Source organism: Halapricum desulfuricans (assembly GCF_017094525.1).
GTDB classification, from domain to species: domain Archaea; phylum Halobacteriota; class Halobacteria; order Halobacteriales; family Haloarculaceae; genus Halapricum; species Halapricum desulfuricans.
Genome location: NZ_CP064788.1, coordinates 2,556,011 through 2,576,368 on the forward strand (window position 1 = coordinate 2,556,011; position 20,358 = coordinate 2,576,368).

The following is a 20,358-nucleotide window of genomic DNA, read 5'->3' on the forward strand; positions in this document are numbered from 1 at the left end:
TTCCGCTCGCCCCGACAGATACGGGTATGGACGAAAAGCGGGAACTGACGAGCGTCGACATCGCGGCGCTGGCCGGCGAGCTCGGCCAGTATCGCGGCGCGCACGTCGACAAGGTCTATCTCTATCCCGACGAGGACCTGCTGCGGTTTCGCATGAGCGACTACGACCGCGGACGGACCGAGCTGCTGATCGAGGTCGGCGAGAACAAGCGCGCGCACGTCGCCGACCCCGAGCACGTGCCGGACGCGCCCGAGCGACCGCCGAACTTCGCGATGATGCTTCGCAATCGCCTCTCGGGGGCGACGCTGGAGGCCGTCGAGCAGTTCGAGTTCGACCGCATCCTCACGCTGCGATTCGAGCGCGAGGCCGACTCAACGACGGTCGTCGCCGAGCTGTTCGGTGACGGCAACGTGGCCGTTCTCGACGAGAACGACGACGTCGTCGACTGTCTGGAGACGGTCCGACTGAAGTCCAGAACGGTCGTGCCCGGCTCGCACTACGAGTTTCCCTCGGCGCGGTTCAACCCGCTCACCGTCGACTACGAGCGGTTCCGCGAGCGGATGGCACAGTCCGACAGCGACGTCGTCCGGACGCTGGCGACCCAGCTCAACTTCGGTGGGCTGTACGGCGAAGAGCTGTGCTCGCGAGCCGGGGTCCCATACAATCAGGACATCGAAGCGACCGGCGACGAGGAATTCGAGGCGCTCTACCGAGAGATCGAGTCGCTGTCGCGGCGACTCGGCGAGGGGGATCTGGACGCCCGCGTCTACTACGAGAGCGACGGCGACGACCGGGTCCGCGTGGACGTGACGCCGTTCCCTCTCGCGGAGTACGCCGACCGCGAGAGCGAGCCCTTCGAGTCGTTCAACGAGGCGCTTGACGACTACTTCACGAACGTCGACGCCGACCACAGCGACCGCGACGGCGGCGAAGAGCGCGGCCGCCCGGACTTCGAGGCCGAGATCGAGAAACAGAAACGCATCATCGACCAGCAACAGCAGGCCATCGAGGACTTCGAGCGACAGGCCGAGGCCGAACGCGAGAGGGCCGAACTCCTGTACGCCAACTACGACCTGGTCGACGAGGTGCTCTCGACGGTCCGGGCCGCCCGCGAGGAGGGGCGATCGTGGGAGGCCATCGAGGAGACGCTCGCTGACGGTGCCGAGCGGGGCATCGAGGCCGCGACGGCCGTGGTCGGCGTCGACGCCAGCGAGGGGACGGTGACCGTCGACGTGGACGACACCCGGATCGAACTCGAGGTCGCGGACGGCGTCGAGAAGAACGCCGACCGGCTCTACACCGAGGCAAAGCGCATCGAGGGGAAGAAAGAGGGGGCCAAGGCGGCGATCGAGGACACCCGGGAACGCCTCGAAGAGATCGAGGCCGAACGCGACGCCTGGGAGGCGACGGATGAGGAGGAAGAAACCGACGCCGAGGAGGCCGAGGACGTCGACTGGCTCGCGCGCTCGTCGATCCCGATCCGCCAGACCGAACAGTGGTACGAGCGGTTCCGGTGGTTCCACACGAGCGACGACTTCCTGGTGATCGGAGGCCGAAGCGCCGACCAGAACGAGGAACTCGTCAAGAAGTACCTTGATCGCGGGGACCTGTTCTTCCACACGCAGGCCCACGGCGCGCCGGCGACGATCCTGAAGGCGACCGGGCCCAGCGAGAGCCCGGACGACGACATCGAGATCCCCGAGACCAGCCGCGAGGAGGCCGCCCAGTTCGCGGTCTCGTACTCGACGGTCTGGAAGGAGGGCAAGTACGCCGCCGACGTCTACGAGGTCGATCACGATCAGGTGACCAAGACCCCCGAGAGCGGCGAGTACCTCGAGAAGGGGAGTTTCGCGATCCGGGGCGACCGAACCTACTACGAGGACACGCCGGTCGGCGTCGCGGTCGGGATCGCCTGCGAACCGGAGACGCGCGTGATCGGGGGGCCGCCCAGCGCCATCACCGACCGCGCCGAGACGACCATCGAGGTCGAACCGGGTCAGTACGCTCAAAATGACATCGCCAAGCGACTCTACCGCGATTTCAAGCAGCGGTTCGTCGACGAGACCTTCGTCCGGAAGGTCGCCAGCCCGGACCTGATCCAGGAGTTCCTGCCGCCGGGCGGCAGTCGGATGGTCGAGTGATAGCGGCGAACGGCGTCCGCGCCCTGCCGTCGATCACTCCGGGAACAGCTCGACCTCGCGTTCGATCCCGTCGATCCGTTCGACATCCGCGGGATCGAGCGACAGGTCGCGCGCGGCGCGGTTCGCCTCGAGGTGCTCGCGGCCGGACGCCTTGGGGATCGTGACGACGTCGTCGTGCGCCAGCACCCAGGCGATCGAGACGGCCGCGGGCGAGGTGCCGTGTTTCTCCGCGACGGCCCGAATCTCGGGCACGTCGAACACTTCCCCGCCGGCCAGCGGCGAGTACGCGACGACGGTGTACCCCCGATCGCGAGCCTGTTCGAGCACGCCGGGCTCCTGAAAGAGCGGGTGAAACTCCACCTGATTGGCGACCAGCGGGACCGAACAGGCCTCGGCGGCGCGGTCGTACTGCTCGGGCGTGAAGTTGCTCACCGCGAGACGGTCGGCCAGTCCCGCATCGTGGACGGCTTCGAGTGCCGCCATCGTCCCCTCCGGGTCGTAGCCGCCGCGCGGACGGTGGACGTACAGCAACTCGACCCGGTCGACGCCGAGCCGGTCGAGGCTGGCGCGGGTCCCCGCCTCGACTGCGTCTGGCGCGAGCGAGTCGACCCACAGCTTCGTCGCCAGCGTGACGTCCTCGCGGGGGACGGGACTGTCGGCCAGCCCCTCGCCGACGACGCGCTCGTTCTCGTAGATCTGTGCGGTGTCGAGGTGTCGATAGCCGACCTCGAGGGCCGTCTCGATCACGGCCGGGTCGTCGATGCTCATCGTCCCGAGTCCGACCTGCGGGAAGTCCATACCGACGACACGGCAGCGTGCCAGTAAGGCGTGTCGGCGTCGCGTCCCGGGACCGTCACGAAAAGCAACCCTTTTGCGCTCGCTGGGCGGACTGTCGGCCAATGCTGGGGTTGCGCTCGGCCGCCGGCCGCGCGAAGCGACGGCTCGTCGCCGACCTGCGTTCCGATCCGTATCTCGTGGCGATACTGGCCGTCACGATCTTTCTGGCGGGGCTGTACGTCTGGCACGAGATCCCGAACTTCGCCACCTGGGACGAGCGCGACCGGGTCCTCGACCCGCTGGTCGCCTACGGCCGGATCATCGACGAGCCGAGCCTCGGCGCGCTCCGGGAGGGAGTCATCTGGGGGCGCGAACCGTTCGGGGCGACGTTCTACCTCTACGGGCTGGCGCTGTTGCCGGTCGTGATCGCGGCCGCCCTCCTCGGCGATCTCGACGCGCTCGCGTCGCTCGGCTTGCCCGGGAAGGGGTCGGAGCTGTTCGGCTTCTGGGAGGTCTGGCACACCACCCCCGAGTGGATCTGGACGGCGAGCCTGCTTACCGTTCGCCTGCTGAACGTCGCTTTCGCCGCCGGTGTCGTGTATCTCACCTACCGGATCGGGACGTACCTGCGCGATCGGACGACCGGCCGACTCGCCGGGGCCTTCCTCGCGGTCACCTGGGGGCTGATCACCCTCGCCCACGAGGGCGGGGAGGACATCCCGTCGGTGTTCGCCCTGCTGCTGGCGCTGTACCTGCTGATCCGGTACGTCGAGACGGGCGAGCGCCGGCGGTTTTTCGAGGCCAGCGCCGTCGGCGCGGCCGCGATGACGCTGAAGCTGACCGTCGCGCCGATCGTGTTCACCATCGCCATCGCGCATCTCCTGCGGATCTACCGCGAGGGCGACTCCTGGCGGCGGCTGTTCGCGGACCGGGACCTGCTGATCGACGGGGCCGCCGTCGGGGCGGTCGTCATCCTGCTGGGGTTCCCGACGCTGCTGGTCGGCGGGTTCGTCGAGTTCTTTTCGCGTATCATCGGCCACCCGGCGTATCGAGTCGCCGTCGAGAAGGGGCCGAGCGCGCCGATCTGGTGGTGGTTCCTCCGCGGGTATGTCAACGCCTTCGGGCTCCCGCTGTTCCTCGCGAGCGTGTTCGGGCTCGGCGCGGCGCTCGTCCGCCTCCGGAATCGCTGGACCGACGGCTCGACGATCCTGCTCGCGTATCTCGGGTTGCACGTGTTCCTGCTGGCCGGCTTTCACGACTTCCGCCCGCATCACCTCCTGGCGACGCTGCCGCTGCTGGTCGTCTTCCTCGCCGCGGAACTCTCGCGGCTGGACGCGTCCCGGCCCGGGGTCGCCCGGTCGGTCGTCGCCGTCCTCCTGATCACGTCCGGCGCGTACGCCGCCGTCGGTTCGGCGGGATACGGCTCGATGGCGCGGGCAGAGGCGGTCGAGTGGATGGACGACAACGTCGAGCGTGACGCGACAATGGAGTTCTACACGCGCGGGTTCGAGGAGTCCGCGACGCCCCACTGGATCGACGCCCAGTACCCCTACGCCGGAGACGACCGCGCGTCACTCGAGCCCTGCCCGGAGTACGTGCAACTGTCCTACCGGGATCTGTTGTATCTCCGATCGGTTCCCGACGACCACCGGAGTTCCTACGTCCGGCACAACACAGCGGCGCGGGCCGCGCACGTCCGGGCGCTGCTCAACGGCAGTTACGGCTACGAGATCGTCGCCGAGTTCGGGGACCGACCGCCGGCGTTCGTGCCCAAGCGACCGACGCCCGGGTCGATCACCGAGATCCTCCCGCTGGGGATCTACCCCCAGTCCGATCAGTACGCCGACGAGCAGGAACTGCGGGCAAACCAGTACGTCGCGATTCTCGCGTACAACGGCAGCTGTGAGGAGCCGCTCCCGCGACCGGAATGATCGTGACCGTTGTACGTCTGCTCCGGGTCGACCGCATGACTGCGTGTGGTCACGAACGGACAGCAGGTCGCGGGCAGCATGCCAGCAATATCCGCCGCCCTGCACAGGGTTTTGTCCGTCCCGACGGTGGGGACGACCGATGGATCCGGTCGAGCTGTTCAACGAGATGCCGTTCGCGCGACTGCTGGGGATCGAGCTGACGGCGGCCGCGGACGGGCACGCCGAGGGGCGACTGCACGTCACGGACGACCACACCACGAACCCGGAGACGGGGGTCGTCCACGGCGGGGCGACGTTCGCGCTGGCAGACAGCGTCGCCGACGCCGCGGTCGTCTCGCTGGCCGGCGAGCTCGTGCCGACGGTCGACATGCGGATCGATTACCTCGCGCCGGTGACGACCGACGTGTACGCGGTGGCGGACGTCCTCCGGGACGGCGGATCGCTTGCAGTCGCGGAGGTCGAACTGTTCGACGAATCGGAGACGCACGTCGCGACTGCACACGGGGCCTACAAGACCGGCGGATCGGAGGCGGACAACGTCTGGCGCGGCTCACAACAGTAGTCCGGAAGCCACGCCCTCAGCTCACTTGGAGGGATCGGACAGCAGGTAACTGACGGCCAACACGAGATAGAGACGGCCGTGTGTGGCGAGATACGAGTCGAGCGCGTCCGGCGTCTCGAAGGCCTCGCCGTATCGGTCGTACAGCAGGGTCTGCTCGCCGTCCCAGTCGATCGCGTTTCGGAACTGCCCGAGGAGTTCGCTCCCGAGCGGGGACTCGACTGTCACCGTGTTCGGCAGGTTCGCCCAGTCGGTGACCTCGCTGAGGTCGAACGCGTCGAAGTCCCGAACGAGATCGAACGTGTCTTTCGGCGTCGTGTGCTCCGGAAGCGAGGGTCGGCCGTCGCGGTGCTGGAGCGCACCGGTCGCCAGCGCCTGGGCGACGGCCGGGTGCTCGGCCGGAACGACCACCGCGACGACGTCCTCGAGATACGCCGTGACGCCGGCAGGCGCAGACGGAGACGCACCGTTGACCTGCGGTGTCGGCCGGTCGTCCGACGAAGAGGTCACGTCAGAGGCGGAATCGCCACGGCGATCTCGGTCCATATACGTGGCTGACGACTCGCAGACAGTTAACGTTTGCAGTGAACTGCCTCGGGGTCGAGCCCGCGAGGCACTCGGCCTGTCTTTCTGTGAAGTACCTCGGGGTCGATCGGCGGCTCTCGTCCGAATAGGCGGACCACCTTTGTTCGATGCCGCCCAACCCCCGGTCGATGAGGACGATCAAGGACAGCGTCCACGACTACATCGAGGTCGAGGGCGTCGCCCGAAATCTGCTGGATGCTGCGGCGCTCTAGAAACTACCGCCAGTTCGCGACGGTGGATTGCTCGCGGCGTTCAGTGGCTCGTAGGACTCTGCACGGGGGCGACGCGCCAGAGCGTGAGCACGGCACGAGTGACCAGCGTTTCGAGAGGTTTTCGATGCAGTACGCCTCGATGTCGGCTGGGTCAGAGCTAGCCTCCGGAGGCGGATGAAAGTGTTCGAGACCTTCACGACGGAGCCGCAGCGGCGTCACTACCGTCACGTTCGAAGGGCAGATCGATCCGGAGTTCGTCGAACCACACGACTGGTCGCTTTCGTTGTGCCTCATCGACGAAGTAGACGATACCGAGTCGCGCGAGTCGCGTGAGTTCCTCGTGGACGTTCTTGACGTCTCGATCGACGACGCGGGCCGCCTCGTTGATGCTCGCCGGTCGGTCGCGCCGAACCGCCTCGATCAGATCGAGCGTCCGCGGCGTGAACGTCGACAGCAAGTCGTCGTAACTCTCGAAGGAGATCGTCGGCGGGGAGTCGACGTCTTCGTCCGCCTGCAGTCCTCGAATCGCCGCCTGGACGCCGTCATGAAACGCCGACGAGGGGCCGACGGTAACGACGAGCGTCGATTCGTGCTGGAGCTGTTCGCGTTCCATCGGATGCAACGGTGGCGTGTCAGTCATGGGGGTCACCTCGCTGGGGGTCGGCGGCGATCTCGAACGCTGATTTGGGGATCTCGCGCCAGAACCGATCCCAGAGATCGACCATTCCGGGAAACTCGATCTGGACCGGTTCGGGATCTGGGGCTGCATGGAGTTCGTGGCCTTTCGTGTCCTCGTGTGCGTTGTCGTACCGCCGGATCGTCCCGTCTTCGAGCGTCGCCGGCGGGTTCGGTTCGGTCGCCCCGTAGTGGAGGTTGTACGCCCACCCGGAGGAGTATACATCGCGGTCCGTCCGCATCACGAAGACGCGGACGAGCGTCCCGTCCTCGTACTTCATGGTCCGACTGATCCCGTCCAGCTCGTCCTCCGGCAGGGGACTCATCCTCGTCTATTGGTTGTGCGGCCAATAGCATAGTTCTATTGGTCAGGAGACCAATTGTCGGGATCCGGGTAGCGTGTCCAGCGTGGGAAACCAGTGGTTCCACAGCACGAAAACCGTCCAGTAGAACTATACGATTGCTCGACAACTCTCGGGTAATGCGAACGCGCCGGGAACTACTTTGCGCTGAATCCGTCGCTCGTATTCGAGAAGCCGGACTGCGATTTCGTTCCTGCCACTGGCGACACTCATACTGCCGGCTGTAACAAACTGAAGGAATTCGCCACCCCGGGGTGGCGAATATCTTTACGAACTTACAGCCGGCAGTATCAGCCAGAAACTCGAGCAGGCCGACCCTTCATGTCACAGGCCGCCCAATCCCCGTCCAATGAAGACGATCAAGGACAGCGTCCACGACTACATCGAGGTCGAGGGCGTCGCCCGCGATCTGCTTGACAGCGCGGCCGTCCAGCGACTCCGCCACGTCAAGCAACTCGGGACCGTGACGCTGGTCTATCCCTCCGCGAACCACACCCGATTCGAGCACTCGCTGGGGGTCTACCACCTCGCAAATCGCGCGCTCGATCACCTCGGTATCGAGGGCCAGCAGGCCGAACGCGTCCGGGCGGCCGCGCTGTTGCACGACGTCGGCCACGGCCCCTACAGCCACAACATCGAGGAGTTGATCCACCGTCACACCGGCAAGTACCACGACGAGGTCCACGACCTGCTCGGGTCGGGCCGAGTCGCCCGGATTCTCACCGAGCACGGTCTCAATCCCGACCGGGTCGCGGACATGGTCGCCGGCGATGGGGAACTCGGGCAACTGGTCTCGGGGGAACTCGACGTCGACCGGATGGACTACCTCGCGCGGGACGCCCACCACACCGGCGTCCCCTACGGGACGATCGACCACGGGCGGCTCGTCCGGGAACTGCGGTTCGTCGACGGCGACCTCGTGCTCGCGGAAGGCAACGTCCAGACCGCCGAGAGCCTGCTGCTCGCCCGGGCGCTGATGAACCCCGTCGTCTACGCTCATCACGTCGCCCGGATCGCCAAAGGGATGCTCCGGCGCGGGACCGAGCGCCTGCTCGCGGCGACGGACGTCACGCCCGATCGGCTCCGACGGATGGACGACAAGGACCTGCTGGTCGCGCTGCGCTCGAACGACGCGACCGCGACCTACGGCGAGCGGCTGAGCTACCGCGACCTCTACAAGCGCGCAGTCTGGGCCGAGATGGACGCCGTCCCCGACGAACTGCTGGACGCGCCCCACGGGACGGTCCGGGACCTGGAAGACGAGATCGCCGCGGACGCGGCCGTCGATCCCGAACACGTCATTCTGGACGTACCTGATCGACCCGAGATGACCGAAACCTCGAGTCGAGTGATCGTCGGCGGGCAGGTGCGACGGCTCGAAGACCAGTCGACGCTGGTGCAGGCGTTGCAGGCCGCCCAGCGCGACCAGTGGCGGCTCGGCGTGTACGCACCGGCCGACGTTCGGGAACGCGTCGGCGACGCCGCCGTGCGGGTGCTCGGACTCGATCTCGAAGAGCCGCTGGTCAGCGACGTTCGGCCGGGGATCCACGCGACCCTCGACGAATTTCAGTAGGGTTCAAACGTCACGACCGTCAACGACCGGGCATGGAAATCGAAGGGACGATGCTCACGGGCCGGGCGTTCGAGCCGATCGAGGGCCGGGTGGTGATCGAGGACGGGGAGATCACGACGGTCGAGGAGGCCGCCACCGACAGCGACGCGATCGTGCTGCCGGCCTTTGTCAACGCCCACACGCACATCGGCGATTCGATCGCCAAGGAGGCCGGTGCGGGGCTGTCGCTGGACGAACTCGTCGCGCCGCCGGACGGGCTGAAACACCGGCTGCTGCGACAGGCCTCCCGGGATGAGAAAGTCGACGCGATGGCCCGCTCGCTGCAGTTCATGGAACAGTCGGGAACGGGCGCGTTCATCGAGTTCCGCGAGGGCGGCGTCGAGGGCGTCGAGACGCTCGAGGACGCGCTCGAGGGGCTGGCCATCGAGAGTGTCGTCCTCGGCCGGGAGACGGTCGACGCGATGCACGCGAGCGACGGGTTCGGCGCGAGCGGGGCCCGGGACGGCGACTTCGACGCCGAACGGAACGCCGCCCGTCGAGCGGACAAACTCTTCGGGATCCACGCCGGCGAACGCGACAGCGCAGACATCAACCCCGCGATGGACCTCGATCCGGACTTCCTCGTGCACATGGTCCACCCCGAGCCGCTGCACTACCAGCGCCTGGACGACGAGGCGACCCCGGTTGTCGTCTGTCCGCGCTCGAATCTCGTGACCGGCGTCGGCGTCCCGCCGATCCGCGAGTTGCTCGATCGGACGACCGTCGCGCTGGGGACCGACAACGTCTTTCTCAACAGCCCCTCGATGTTCCGCGAGATGGAGTTCGCAAGCAAGCTCGCGGACGTCTCCGCCCGCGAGGTGCTCGGGATGGCGACCTGGGCCGGTGCCGACATCGCCGGGCTGAACACCGGCGAAATCGCCGAGGGCAAGGACGCCCGTCTGCTCGTGCTCGACGGCGACTCGGACAACCTCGCCGGCGCACAGGACGTCGTTCGGGCCGTCGTCCGGCGAGCGGGTGTCGACGACGTGCGCGAGGTCGTCCTCGCTTCGGAATGAGAGTCACACGCACGCTCGGCGCGTGACGGGCAGTTTTTAATCTCCGGGGGAGTAGCGCCGGCATGGACCGCCTCAGGCAGTCGATGCTCGACGCCCCGATCATCGAAAAGGACGGCTACCAGTACTTCGTCCACCCGATCAGCGACGGCGTCCCGATGCTCGAACCGGAACTGCTTCGCGAGATCGTCATCAAGATCATCCGTAAGGCGGAACTGGAAGACGTCGACAAGATCGTCACGCCTGCAGCGATGGGGATCCACATCTCGACTGCGGTCTCGCTGATGACCGACATCCCCCTGGTCGTGATCCGCAAGCGCCAGTACGGGCTGGAGGGCGAGGTCTCGCTTCAGCAGGCCACCGGCTACTCCGAGAACGAGATGTACGTCAACGACGTCTACGAGGGCGACAAGGTGCTCGTGCTGGACGACGTGCTCTCGACCGGCGGGACGCTCGTCGGCATCACCGGTGCCCTCGAGGAGATCGGGGCCGAGATCGTCGACATCGTCGCCGTCATCAAGAAGGTCGGCGGCGAGAACAAGGTCGAGGACACCGACTACGACGTCAAGACGCTGATCAACGTCGACGTCGTCGGCGGCGAAGTCGTCATCGAGGACCCGCAGGGCGACGGCTAGAAAGTACGGGAACGCCGGTTTTCGCGGACGTTTCGTCGCGGAACCTCTACGTCCAGGGGACGGACCGGTCCTGGATCTCGCCGGCGAGCTCGGTCCCCATCGTCTCCTCAACATCGGCGGCGTTCACGAGCGCCCACATGAGTTTGACCTTCGCCGTGCCGGGCAGCATGTCTTCGCCCTCGATCACGCCGGCGTCGAGCAGATCGCGGCCCGTGTCGTAGACCCGATCGCAGACCCGACCTTCCAGACACTGACTTGTCATGACGACGTGTGTCCCGTCGTCGGTGAGGTCGTCGACGTGCTCGATCCAGTCCGTGTTGACGTGGCCGAGGCCGGTCCCCTCGAGAACGATTCCGGCCTTGTCGTCGTAGGCCTCGAGCACGGCCGGGTCGGTCCCGGGCGTGAACTTCACGAGTTCGACCTCGGTTTCGAGATCGGCGCGCAACTCGAGGTCGGCCTCGCCGCGCTCGCGGTACTCGCGGCGCAACGACACTTCCCGATCCTCGTAGCCGACCTCGCCGAGCGGTTCCGCGCCGACGGTCTCGAAGGCGTCCCTGCGAGAGGTGTGGTTCTTGCGGGCACGCGTCCCGCGATGGAGCGCACAGACCTCGTCGGAGCTGTCGGCGTGCATACAGATCATGACCTCCGCGGCGTCGCTTTTGGCGGCCTCGACCGAGCAGACGGCGTTCATCACGTTGTCCGAAGACGGGCGGTCGGCCGAGCGCTGGCTACCGGTGAAGACGATCGGGACTGGCGTCTCCAGCATGAACGCCATCGCGCTCGCGGAGAACTGCATCGTGTCGGTGCCGTGCATGACGACGACGCCGTCCGCGCCGGCCTCGATCTCCTCGTAGATCGCCTCCGCGAGGTCCTGCCAGACGTCGGGAGTCATGTTCTCTGAGAGGATGTTCGCCACGACGCGCCCGCGGTAGTTGGCCAGTCCGGCGAGTTCGGGGACCGCCCGCAGCACGTCCTCGGCGTCGAACTGTGCGGTCACCGCACCCGTCCGGTAATCGACCGTCGAGGCGATCGTCCCGCCGGTCGAGATCAGCGCTACCGTCGGCAGGTCCTCCTCGAAGGTGATCTCCGATTCGCCCTCGTCGGCCTGTGCGTCCTCGATGTCGTAGACGTCCGCCTCGTGAACGTCGACGTCGGCGGCGTCGCGGTCGACGCCGACGTTGTAGCCGCTGTCGAGTTTGATCGCGAGATGCTCGTCAGTCGAGGACGGCAACAACACCCCGTCGAAGGACTGCTCGCCGCGGTCGACGTGAACCCGGTCGCCTGGTTGCATGGATCGGGATACCGCTCGCGCCGACTTGAAACCATCTCTTGGCGACGGACGCGCCGACCGATGGGTGACGACGCTGCGGAGAGCGAATCCATATCAACCTGGCACACCTATCGAGCGGTATGGCCGAGCGTACCGACCAGTTGAGCCGCGACGACGAGGTCGGTGACGTCGATCTCGACGCGATCATGAACGAACAGGCGGACACCACGGACGAATCAGACACCAGTGGCGGGATTCGAGGGCGCATCGGACGTCGCGTCGGGAGTGTCTTCTCGATCAGGACGTTCGGGCTCGCGCTCGTGTTGACGATCGGGCTGGCGTTCGTCGTCAGTGCGGTCGTCCCGTTCGTTCCCGACAACCTCACCGGGCTGGTCGGGGTTTTCCTCGGCGGTGGTGCGATCGGGCTCGCGTCCGATGCCCGCCGGTATCTCGAAGTCGGTGCGGCGGCACTGATGGCCGGCGCACTGACCGTCCTGCTCAGCAACTTCACGATCGCGGTGTTCGGGCCGGGCGTCCCGCTCGTGGCGCTCGGTGCCGGATCGAGCGGCGTCGCCGGCCTCCTCGGCCACTACGTCGGTCGCGATCTCAGAGCGGGCCTGACCCGCGAGATCGAATAGCGGTCGACGCCTACCGCTCGACGAGTCGCCACCGATCGCCGTCGCGTTCGACGACGGTCTGTGTCTCAAGGACTCTCAGTATCTCGACGACAAGTCCCGGCGGTGCATCGACCTGACGGCTCAACCGTCGTGGCGTCGCCGCCCCGTCGGTCAGCGCGAGCAATATTTCGACGACCAGCCTGTCGTCGCCGCCGTCGATCCGCTCGCCGAGTTCCTCCATGACGTCCGTCAGGCGACCCTGAACCCACCGCTGGGCGAGTGACAGCTCGTTTCGCAACCGTTCGAGTTCGCGCAGATCGGTCACGAGTTCGTCCAGGTCTCCCCCGTCGTTGGGCTCGATATCGACCGACAGGTGCTGACAGGAATCCAGATCGAGCCCCGAGCTCGCCGGGTACGCGCTCTTGGCCCCGTACTCGTACGGCGAGACGGACACTTCGAGCCGAAATCCCTGTGGGATATAGAAGTACTTGCGGCGCTGCTCGTCGACGCGACTTTCGATGAGTCCGGCCGATTCGAGCTTTCGGAGGTGATCGATGACTGCTTTCGGACTGACCCCGATGTATTCGCTGATCTCCGTCACGTAGCACGGTTTGCGCGCGAGCAGTCTGAGGATGCGCCGCCGGTTCGCGTTCCCGAGGAGATCGAGCAGTTCGGCGGAGTCCATTCACCTGATGTAACTAGTTCTTCTATAAAAGCCTTTCTCCAAAGTCCGCCGGCTGGATTCTCTCGCTGTGCAGAGAGAGACCGGCTAGCGGTCGTCGGGTCGGTACCGCTGGACGTGCCGGAGCCGTACTTCGGATGGGCGATTTCGCTGTACTGCACGGCACTCGGAGTCGCGTTGACAATCATCGTCTCCCTGCGGATGGCTGATACTGCCGGCTGTAACAAACTGAAGGAATTCGCCACCCCAGGGTGGCGAATATCTTTACGAACGTACAGCCGGCAGTATGACGTGGATTGGTCCCAAGCATCTGTCGAGGCGAATATTCATATATCAAACCGGGAAAAGCGCCGGGTGGAGATGCGACTCCAGACGAAACGAACGATTGGAATCGTCGCAGCACTGGTCGTCCTCTCCGCGTTTGCGGGCTGCTCTGCGCTCGGTGGGGGCAGTTCGGACACGTGTGGTCCGGGGGACACGAAAATCGAAGACGTCGAAACCGGCGACGGAGAAGTGTCGCTCACGGGCGAAGTCACGAACGCGTCGGAAGACGGGGCGTTCAACATCGACGATGGGACCGGCACAGCGTTCGTGATGGCCGCTGCAGAGGACATCGAGGAAGGGGACTGTGTCACCGTCGAAGGCTCCGTCGTGCAGAGTCCGCTGGACGAAGGCGCGGACGTCTTCATCCAGGGCAAAAACATCACTGCAGCGTAGGCCTGGCGCGTCACGGCGTTTCCGATGGCTCGATACAGGCCGATCAGATCCGTTGCGATCACTCGGCTCGCCGTGCGACCGCGAACTTCGAGAGGTCGCCGGCCGTGATCTCTTCGACGCTGTCATAGGGGCGATCGACGACAATGTTGCCGGCGCGCTGACGACCTAACCCCGGCAGCGCCTGGAGTTCGTCCATCGACGCCGAGTTCACGTCCAGCGGGTGCGGCACGCCAGTCACCGAGCGGTAGCCGTGGTCGGTCACCGCGACGTCGATTGTCGCGCCGAGCTGGCGCTCGCCGGGAACCGCGACCAGCAGGGGATAGGTGCCCAGTTGCCGACCGAAGGTCTTGCCGTCCTGGTGGTATTCGAGGTGCACGTCCTCGAGGACCGTCCCCGGCGGCGCGAGACGCTGTAACATCGGGTTGTCGATCTCCTCGCGGACCTCCCGCTTGTACTGTTTGAACAGCTGCTTGTGATCGGCGGCGATCTCGGCGCCGGTGTCGGCCATCTCCGTCCCCTCGAAGGCCATGACCTGTCGGATGTTGACCCGCCGGAGCAACAGCCCCTCGTCGTAGACGCGCCGGAGGAACCGCTTGTTGTGCTCGAAGGTCTCCTCGCGTTCGCCCTTGAGCCCGTGGACGAGGTTGATGCCCGGCAACAGCTTCGGCAGGCGCGGCGCGGCCTCCGCACCGAAGGTAGGCGCGTCGTCGGCGTCTTCACCAGGTCGCCACCCCGCTTCCTCGTTGACGATCCGGACGGCCTCCAGACACTCCTCGGCGGTGACGTTGAGGTTGTTGTCGCTCTGGACCTGCGGGTCCGCGGACTCGAGTCCGAACGCCGCCGTGTCCCCGGGCGTGTTGTGCTCGGCGATGATCCGGATCCCCTCGCGGGCCTTTTCCGGCCACTTGACGATCGTAATCGGGTTCATGTTGTCCAGATGCAGCGTCTCCAGATCCGGGGCGACTTCGCGAATGCCCCGATAGAGCGACCGGAGCGCGTCGGGATTCGGTTTCTCGCCGTCGCCGCCGTAGGCCAGGATGTCGGCCTGCCGGCCGAGCCGGAAGTGTCCGACGCCGTGCTCGGAGAGGGCATCGACCTCATCGACGACGCTCTCGGGCGGCCGGAAGTCGGGGTCGCCGTACAGCGGCTCGGTACAGAACGAACACCGGTATGGACAGCCACGAGAGGTCTCCAGTTCGGCGAGCAGATAATCGGGGTGGTTGGGATGCTGTTCGACGATGAAAGCCCCCTGTTGCGCCCATCTGGTCTCCTCGGGGACGCTGCGATAGCGGGGTTCGAACCCCTCCAGTCCGTTCTCGACGAGATCGAAGACCGCGGCCTCGACGTCCGCGCCGGCGACGAAATCGAAATCGAGATCCTCGCGGCTGGTCTCGCTCGCGCCGACGTTCTCCTCGCCGACGCCGAACCTGATCGGACCGCCCATGATCGACGTGCCCTCGGCCGTCCAGGCGATCTTCCGGACCTCGTCCGGCTCGGCGGGCGTCCCGCCGACGTAGTTGCCGGGGACGGTCATCCCGCCGACGTAGACGGTCAGGTCGGCGTCGGCGACCGCCCCCCAGCGGCTGTTCTCCTCGCGTAACGCGTCGATGGTGTGGTAGGTGATTCGCTCGCGAGGGACGCCGGCGTCGACCAGCGCGCCGGCGACGTACCGCGGGTAGGTAGAGATGTATGGCGGCACGCCGAAATGGGCGGGCTCGTCGACGTAGCCGTCGACGATGGTCACCTCGAGCGCAGCGGGATCAGTCATTACCTGCGGTTCGGGCTCGACGATGAAAACGGTGTCTCATAGTGCCCGTTACAGGTCTGTTCGGGATCGACTGCACGATGTAGTACGGTCGTGCCGGTGAATCGTCACAACGGTCACTATCGCTCGATCTCTCGCGGATTCACGCTCGTCGATCAGTGCTCGTGATCGTGGCCCTCGCCGCCGGGCGTGCCGCCCGCGACGAGCGCGTCGTGGTCGCCCTCGATCATATCGAGGTTCTTCAGGTTGTCCCGCTCCTCGAAGTTGGCGATCGCGTCCTCCAGATCCTGCTGGGTGAGCGTCGTCCGTTCCTCGGTCAGGGCGTCGAGAACGGCCTCGCGCAACACGAGCCGGAGGTCGCTGCCAGTCAGTCCCTCGGTCATCTCAGCGAGCGTCTCGGGATCGAAATCGACGATCTCCATCTCGCGGGTGACGACCCGGAGGATGTCCGCGCGCATGCCCCGGTCGGGCTTGGGGAAGTTGACGATCTCGTCGAAGCGTCGCCACGCCGCGGCGTCTAACTGGTCGGGGTGGTTCGTCGCGCCGATCAGCAGGACGTCGTCGTCGATCAGGCTGACCTCGTCGATCGACTTCAGCAGGGTGTTGACGGCGCGTTTGATCGCGGCGTGTTCGTCGCTGGCACGGGTCTTGGCGACGAAGTCGAACTCGTCCATGAAGAGGATACACGGCGACAGGCGCTTGGCGACCTCGAAGACCTTCTCGACGTTTTTGGCTGTCTCGCCCAGGTACTGGCTGGTAATCATCGAGAGTTTCACTTCGACGAAGGGGAGATCCAGGTCGTGTGCGAGCGCCCGCGCGACGCTGGTCTTGCCGGTTCCCGGCGGGCCGACAAAGAGGAGTTTCCCGATCTCCCGGAGCCCGATCTGTGCCAGGTAATCGCGGTGCTCGATCGCCTTGACGAGCTTGCTGATCTCGTCTTCCTGATCGGACGTGAGCACCAGATCGTCCAGTCGCATCTCGACCTCCTCGGGGGCTCGCACGTCGACGAGATCGAGCATCTCCTCCTCGTCTTCCTCGTCGAAGTACTCCTCGAGCATCGAGTCGATCCAGACGCGATCGGCCCTGACCGGACGGTTGTGTTCCCGGGCACGCTCGTGGGAGACGTCGAACTCGCCGCCGTACTCGGCGGCGAGGACAGGATTGCCCAGAACCGCCTCGGCCTCGATCCGGTCGAGGAACCACTCCTCGGCCATCTCCCGCTCGGTGACGGTCAGCGACCCGTCGAAGTCGTCGTGGTCGGTGAACATCAACCCCGAGATCGCGTCCCAGGGGCGCTCGACGCCCGTCGCCTCGCGCGCGGTCTCGACGGTCGCAACGAGCGGGCGCTCGATGGTCCCGTCGCTCCAGAAGACTGCCCGGTAGGCCGGCGGCAGATCGTCCGGCTCCAGATCGCGGTTGTCGGTGTAGATCGTCGCTGTCAGTATAAACTCGATGACGTCACGTGCCGCGTTGCTCATTCCTCGATACGTTGCTTCGGGAGAATAATAAGCCGTCCGAAGTGCGATCGGACTCCGAACCGCTGAAATAGCCCACGCTCCTATCGACTGTCGTGTCACAGCAGGTCGCCCAGGTGGACACGCTGTTCCTCCACGAGCAGGGTGAGAACGTCCGAGTCGCTGTCCAGCGCGACGGTCAGCGCGTGCTCGATGGGATTCTCGAACTCAAAGAGACCAGCGCCGGTCCGCGTCCGGCACGGCTACGGGTCAAAAAGGGGTCGAGCGAGGAGCCGACCAGTCCCGACCAGTTCGTCGAACTCGCCCGCCAGGCGACCCGCATCCGGATCTCCGAGCAGACCTCCGAACGCGGCCGCGCCCGTCTCACGGAGATGCTCGACGCCTACCAACTGGAGGCGAAAGTCGTCCGCACCTGCCGGTACTGCGCCTCCGCCGGCGAGTATTCGCCGATCACGAGCGAGACGGCCATCGAGGCCGACGACGAGTACATCTGCCCGGACTGCGCGATCGAGGAACTAGAGCGCGAACTGGCCTATCACGGCGACGTGACCGGCAGCGCTCGCGACCGGCTCGAAGAACTGCTGCTGGACGTGCAGGACCTCGATCGGATCACGAACCTGCTGGCGGGCGATCTCGATCCCGAGCTCACGAAGTTCGACGAGATCTCCGCGACAGTCGACGAGGTCGACCCCGTTCCGACCGACTCGCTTTCTCTCCACCCGGGGATCCAGAACAAGCTCGAAGACCGATTCGATACCTTGCTGCCGGTCCAGAGTCTCGCTGTGGAAAACGGCGCGACGCAAGGGCAGGATCAACTCGTCGTCTCGGCGACTGCGACTGGGAAGACGCTGATCGGCGAGATGGCCGGGATCGACCGCGTCCTCAATGGCAAGGGAAAGATGCTGTTTCTCGTCCCGCTGGTGGCGCTGGCCAATCAGAAGTACAACGACTTTCAGGAGGAGTACGGCGACATCGTCGACGTGACGTTGCGGGTCGGCTCGAGCCGGATCGGCGGCGACGACAACCGGTTCGATCCGGGCGCGGACGTGATCGTCGGCACCTACGAGGGGATCGACCACGCGCTGCGGACCGGCAAGGACCTGGGGACGATCGGAACGGTCGTCATCGACGAGGTCCACACCCTCGGGGAAGGCGAGCGCGGCCACCGGTTGGACGGGCTCATCTCGCGACTGAAGTATTACTGTGAGGTCGACCGGACCGTCGCCCAGCGCCACGACGGCCGTCCGGGTGCCCACGACGCCGGGGACACCCAGTGGATCTACCTGTCGGCGACGGTCGGCAACACCTCCGAACTGGCCGAGAACCTGGGTGCCCAGCTCATCGAGTTCGAGGAACGCCCGGTTCCGATCGAGCGCCACGTCACCTTCGCCGACGCCTACGAGAAGGTCGACCTGGAGGACAAACTCGTCAGGCGCGCGTTCGACACCAAGTCCTCGAAGGGGTACCGGGGACAGACGATCGTCTTCACGAACTCCCGGCGGCGGTGTCACGAGATTTCCCGGAAACTACAGTACTCCTCGGCACCGTATCACGCCGGGCTGGACAACAAGCGGCGCAAGCGCGTCGAACGGCAGTTCGCCGACCAGGAGCTGGCGGCGGTCGTGACCACGGCCGCGCTCGCAGCCGGGGTCGATTTCCCGGCCTCGCAGGTCATCTTCGATTCGCTGGCGATGGGCATCGAGTGGCTGACCGTCCAGGAGTTCCACCAGATGCTCGGCCGCGCCGGCCGGCCGGATTACCACGACAAGGGGACGGTTTACGTGCTCGTCGAACCAGACGGCAGTTACCACAACAGCCAGGAGATGACCGAGGACGAGGTGGCGTTCAAACTGCTGAAAGGCGAGATGGAATCGGTGATGACGCGCTACGACGAGAACGCGGCCGTCGAGGAGACGCTCGCGAACCTCGTCGTGGCGGGGCCGGAGGCAAAGCGACTCAACGCCCGGATGCTCGGCGAGATCCCGACCAAGCACGCGATCGGCAAACTGCTGGAGTACGAGTTTATCGACGGACTCGAACCCACGGACCTGGGTCGAGCGGTCTGTCGGCACTTCCTCTCGCCGACGGAAGCGTTCCTGATCCTCGATCAGATCCGCAAGGGGGCTGACCCCTACGGGATCGTCGCGGAATTACAGTTGCGCGAAGAGGAACTGTGAATTCAAGGGCGTCTACGCGCCTGCTTTTTCGAGCGCGTCTTCGATGTCCTCGGCTTGCGTGACACCGATGAAGCGTTCGACGACGCCGTCGTCGTTTTCGACGATGAGCGTCGGCAGGGATCGAACCTGGTATTCGTTGGCGACGTCCTGTCGTTCGTCGACGTCGATCCGCTCGAACTCGACATCGGGATAGTCCTCCTCTATATCCTCGAGAATCGGCTCCTGAGTCTTGCAGGGCCCACACCAGTCAGCCATGAAATCCATGAGCGTGATCGTCATATGCCTGCCAGTAGTTGCCGAGGTATTCGGATAAGCGTTTTCATACTCGGGGTGTCTCGCCTGGATTTCGCGTCGACGAGTTCTCCGTGGTCGAACACTCGCGGATCAAGCCAGCCGGGCGTCCTCGACTCGGATCGACCCGCGCGTTCCGTCCCACTCGGTCTCGTAGTCGAGTTCGATCCGCCGATCCATGTGCGGGCCGTCGGTCACGAGCGTCTCGAACTCCCCGCCCTCGCCGAGGACGTGGACGCCGTACTCGTCGTTGAGCGCGCGCAGCTGGGCCAGCGCGTCGGCGTCGAGCCGGCGACCGAGCCACGACTCGTCGAGGCCGTAGGCAGCGACCTGAACGATCCGAATCTCGAACCCCGCATCCAGCATGGATTCCGCCAGTTCGACCGGATCTTCCTGCCAGAGCGGCGCGAACAGCTCGGCCCCAAGCCGGTCGCACATCGCCCGGATCCGGCTGGTCTGGTACTCGCTCTCGACGGCACCAGCGGTGACGCCGGCGATGCCACCGTCGAGGCGTTCGTCCAGCGCTTCGAGCGCCGCTTCCAGCGGCCGGAGTTCGGCGTCGCCCTGCTGGCCGGCATCGACGGCCCCTTCGGCTGCGAAGTCGTCGGGCTCGACGGCCAGCAACTCGATACCGATACTCTCGGCGGCCAGTTCGGCCAGTTCCGTGGCCGGAACGTGGTACATGTACGAATCCCCCGCCGGATGGACGGTCACCAGCCGCTCGACGGGGTGGCCCGCCTGCAGGGCACGATACAGCGCCCACGCGGAGTCTTTCCCGCCCGAGAAGAGACTCACCCACGCGCCGTCGGACATACCCCCTGTAGCGAGCCGTCGCGTATATCTCCCCCGGTCCGGCGACGCG

The 20,358-nt window shown here is 65.9% G+C and carries 19 protein-coding genes; 9 read left to right on the forward strand and 10 right to left on the reverse strand.

The features are described 5' to 3' along the window. The first annotated feature begins 26 nt into the window (after positions 1–26). On the forward strand, positions 27–2,141 hold the full coding sequence (gene rqcH / locus HSR122_RS13055; RefSeq protein ID WP_229110241.1) for a ribosome rescue protein RqcH: 2,115 nt from the start codon (positions 27–29) through the stop codon (positions 2,139–2,141). A 33-nt stretch (positions 2,142–2,174) separates the two neighbouring features. On the opposite strand, the gene HSR122_RS13060 is transcribed toward rqcH, so the two are convergent. Next, the gene (locus tag HSR122_RS13060; protein WP_229110242.1) at positions 2,175–2,939 is read right to left on the reverse strand and encodes an aldo/keto reductase; all 765 of its coding nucleotides are present in this window, start codon (positions 2,937–2,939) and stop codon (positions 2,175–2,177) included. Positions 2,940–3,040: 101 nt separating this feature from the next. On the opposite strand from HSR122_RS13060, the gene HSR122_RS13065 reads away from it, so the two are divergent. Both HSR122_RS13065 and HSR122_RS13070 read left to right on the forward strand, forming a co-directional pair. Continuing rightward, positions 3,041–4,849 carry an ArnT family glycosyltransferase gene (locus HSR122_RS13065; RefSeq protein WP_229110243.1) on the forward strand — a complete coding sequence of 603 codons (1,809 nt, stop codon included), beginning with the start codon at positions 3,041–3,043 and terminating at the stop codon, positions 4,847–4,849. Positions 4,850–4,988: 139 nt separating this feature from the next. Continuing rightward, entirely contained in the window at positions 4,989–5,411 is a 423-nt protein-coding gene (locus tag HSR122_RS13070) for a PaaI family thioesterase (protein WP_229110244.1), read from the forward strand. A 21-nt stretch (positions 5,412–5,432) separates the two neighbouring features. Here the strand turns inward: HSR122_RS13070 and HSR122_RS13075 are convergent, their stop codons facing one another. The 3 genes from HSR122_RS13075 to HSR122_RS13085 all read right to left on the reverse strand — a co-directional run bounded on the left by HSR122_RS13075 (position 5,433) and on the right by HSR122_RS13085 (position 7,206). Then, positions 5,433–5,954 (reverse strand): hypothetical protein, encoded by a 522-nt coding sequence (locus HSR122_RS13075; protein ID WP_229110245.1) that lies wholly within the window; start codon positions 5,952–5,954, stop codon positions 5,433–5,435. 444 nt (positions 5,955–6,398) lie between these two features. After that, a complete protein-coding gene (locus HSR122_RS13080; RefSeq protein WP_394355573.1) occupies positions 6,399–6,818 on the reverse strand; it encodes an HVO_A0114 family putative DNA-binding protein in 420 nt (139 codons plus the stop codon). Positions 6,819–6,837: 19 nt separating this feature from the next. Further along, on the reverse strand, positions 6,838–7,206 hold the full coding sequence (locus tag HSR122_RS13085; protein WP_229110247.1) for a toxin-antitoxin system TumE family protein: 369 nt from the start codon (positions 7,204–7,206) through the stop codon (positions 6,838–6,840). A 385-nt stretch (positions 7,207–7,591) separates the two neighbouring features. Between HSR122_RS13085 and HSR122_RS13090 the strand changes: the two genes are divergently transcribed. The 3 genes from HSR122_RS13090 (at position 7,592) to hpt (ending at position 10,502) form a co-directional block, all read left to right on the forward strand. After that, positions 7,592–8,815 (forward strand): HD domain-containing protein, encoded by a 1,224-nt coding sequence (locus HSR122_RS13090; RefSeq protein WP_229110248.1) that lies wholly within the window; start codon positions 7,592–7,594, stop codon positions 8,813–8,815. A 32-nt stretch (positions 8,816–8,847) separates the two neighbouring features. Next, positions 8,848–9,870, forward strand: coding sequence for an amidohydrolase family protein (locus HSR122_RS13095; RefSeq protein WP_229110249.1), 1,023 nt, complete (start codon positions 8,848–8,850; stop codon positions 9,868–9,870). A 62-nt stretch (positions 9,871–9,932) separates the two neighbouring features. Next, positions 9,933–10,502 carry a hypoxanthine/guanine phosphoribosyltransferase gene (gene hpt / locus HSR122_RS13100; protein WP_229110250.1) on the forward strand — a complete coding sequence of 190 codons (570 nt, stop codon included), beginning with the start codon at positions 9,933–9,935 and terminating at the stop codon, positions 10,500–10,502. Positions 10,503–10,548: 46 nt separating this feature from the next. Here the strand turns inward: hpt and gatD are convergent, their stop codons facing one another. Next, positions 10,549–11,793 carry a Glu-tRNA(Gln) amidotransferase subunit GatD gene (gene gatD / locus HSR122_RS13105; RefSeq protein ID WP_229110251.1) on the reverse strand — a complete coding sequence of 415 codons (1,245 nt, stop codon included), beginning with the start codon at positions 11,791–11,793 and terminating at the stop codon, positions 10,549–10,551. A gap of 119 nt (positions 11,794–11,912) precedes the next feature. On the opposite strand from gatD, the gene HSR122_RS13110 reads away from it, so the two are divergent. Then, positions 11,913–12,410, forward strand: a complete 498-nt coding sequence (locus HSR122_RS13110; protein ID WP_229110252.1) for a hypothetical protein — start codon at positions 11,913–11,915, stop codon at positions 12,408–12,410. 10 nt (positions 12,411–12,420) lie between these two features. On the opposite strand, the gene HSR122_RS13115 is transcribed toward HSR122_RS13110, so the two are convergent. Further along, positions 12,421–13,074, reverse strand: coding sequence for an ArsR family transcriptional regulator (locus HSR122_RS13115; protein WP_229110253.1), 654 nt, complete (start codon positions 13,072–13,074; stop codon positions 12,421–12,423). 357 nt (positions 13,075–13,431) lie between these two features. On the opposite strand from HSR122_RS13115, the gene HSR122_RS13120 reads away from it, so the two are divergent. Next, positions 13,432–13,788, forward strand: a complete 357-nt coding sequence (locus HSR122_RS13120) for an OB-fold nucleic acid binding domain-containing protein (protein WP_229110254.1) — start codon at positions 13,432–13,434, stop codon at positions 13,786–13,788. A gap of 58 nt (positions 13,789–13,846) precedes the next feature. Here the strand turns inward: HSR122_RS13120 and HSR122_RS13125 are convergent, their stop codons facing one another. Together HSR122_RS13125 and HSR122_RS13130 are read right to left on the reverse strand one after the other, a co-directional pair. Then, on the reverse strand, positions 13,847–15,556 hold the full coding sequence (locus HSR122_RS13125; RefSeq protein WP_229110255.1) for a radical SAM protein: 1,710 nt from the start codon (positions 15,554–15,556) through the stop codon (positions 13,847–13,849). Positions 15,557–15,708: 152 nt separating this feature from the next. Beyond that, entirely contained in the window at positions 15,709–17,031 is a 1,323-nt protein-coding gene (locus HSR122_RS13130; RefSeq protein ID WP_229110256.1) for an ATP-binding protein, read from the reverse strand. Positions 17,032–17,123: 92 nt separating this feature from the next. Between HSR122_RS13130 and HSR122_RS13135 the strand changes: the two genes are divergently transcribed. Next, positions 17,124–19,205, forward strand: coding sequence for a DEAD/DEAH box helicase (locus HSR122_RS13135; RefSeq protein WP_229110257.1), 2,082 nt, complete (start codon positions 17,124–17,126; stop codon positions 19,203–19,205). Between the two features lie 12 nt (positions 19,206–19,217). On the opposite strand, the gene HSR122_RS13140 is transcribed toward HSR122_RS13135, so the two are convergent. Both HSR122_RS13140 and HSR122_RS13145 read right to left on the reverse strand, forming a co-directional pair. Beyond that, complete coding sequence (locus HSR122_RS13140; RefSeq protein ID WP_229110258.1) at positions 19,218–19,484, reverse strand: thioredoxin family protein; 267 nt, start codon at positions 19,482–19,484, stop codon at positions 19,218–19,220. A 105-nt stretch (positions 19,485–19,589) separates the two neighbouring features. Further along, positions 19,590–20,309, reverse strand: a complete 720-nt coding sequence (locus HSR122_RS13145) for a diphthine--ammonia ligase (RefSeq protein WP_229110259.1) — start codon at positions 20,307–20,309, stop codon at positions 19,590–19,592. Between the last annotated feature and the right edge of the window lie 49 nt (positions 20,310–20,358).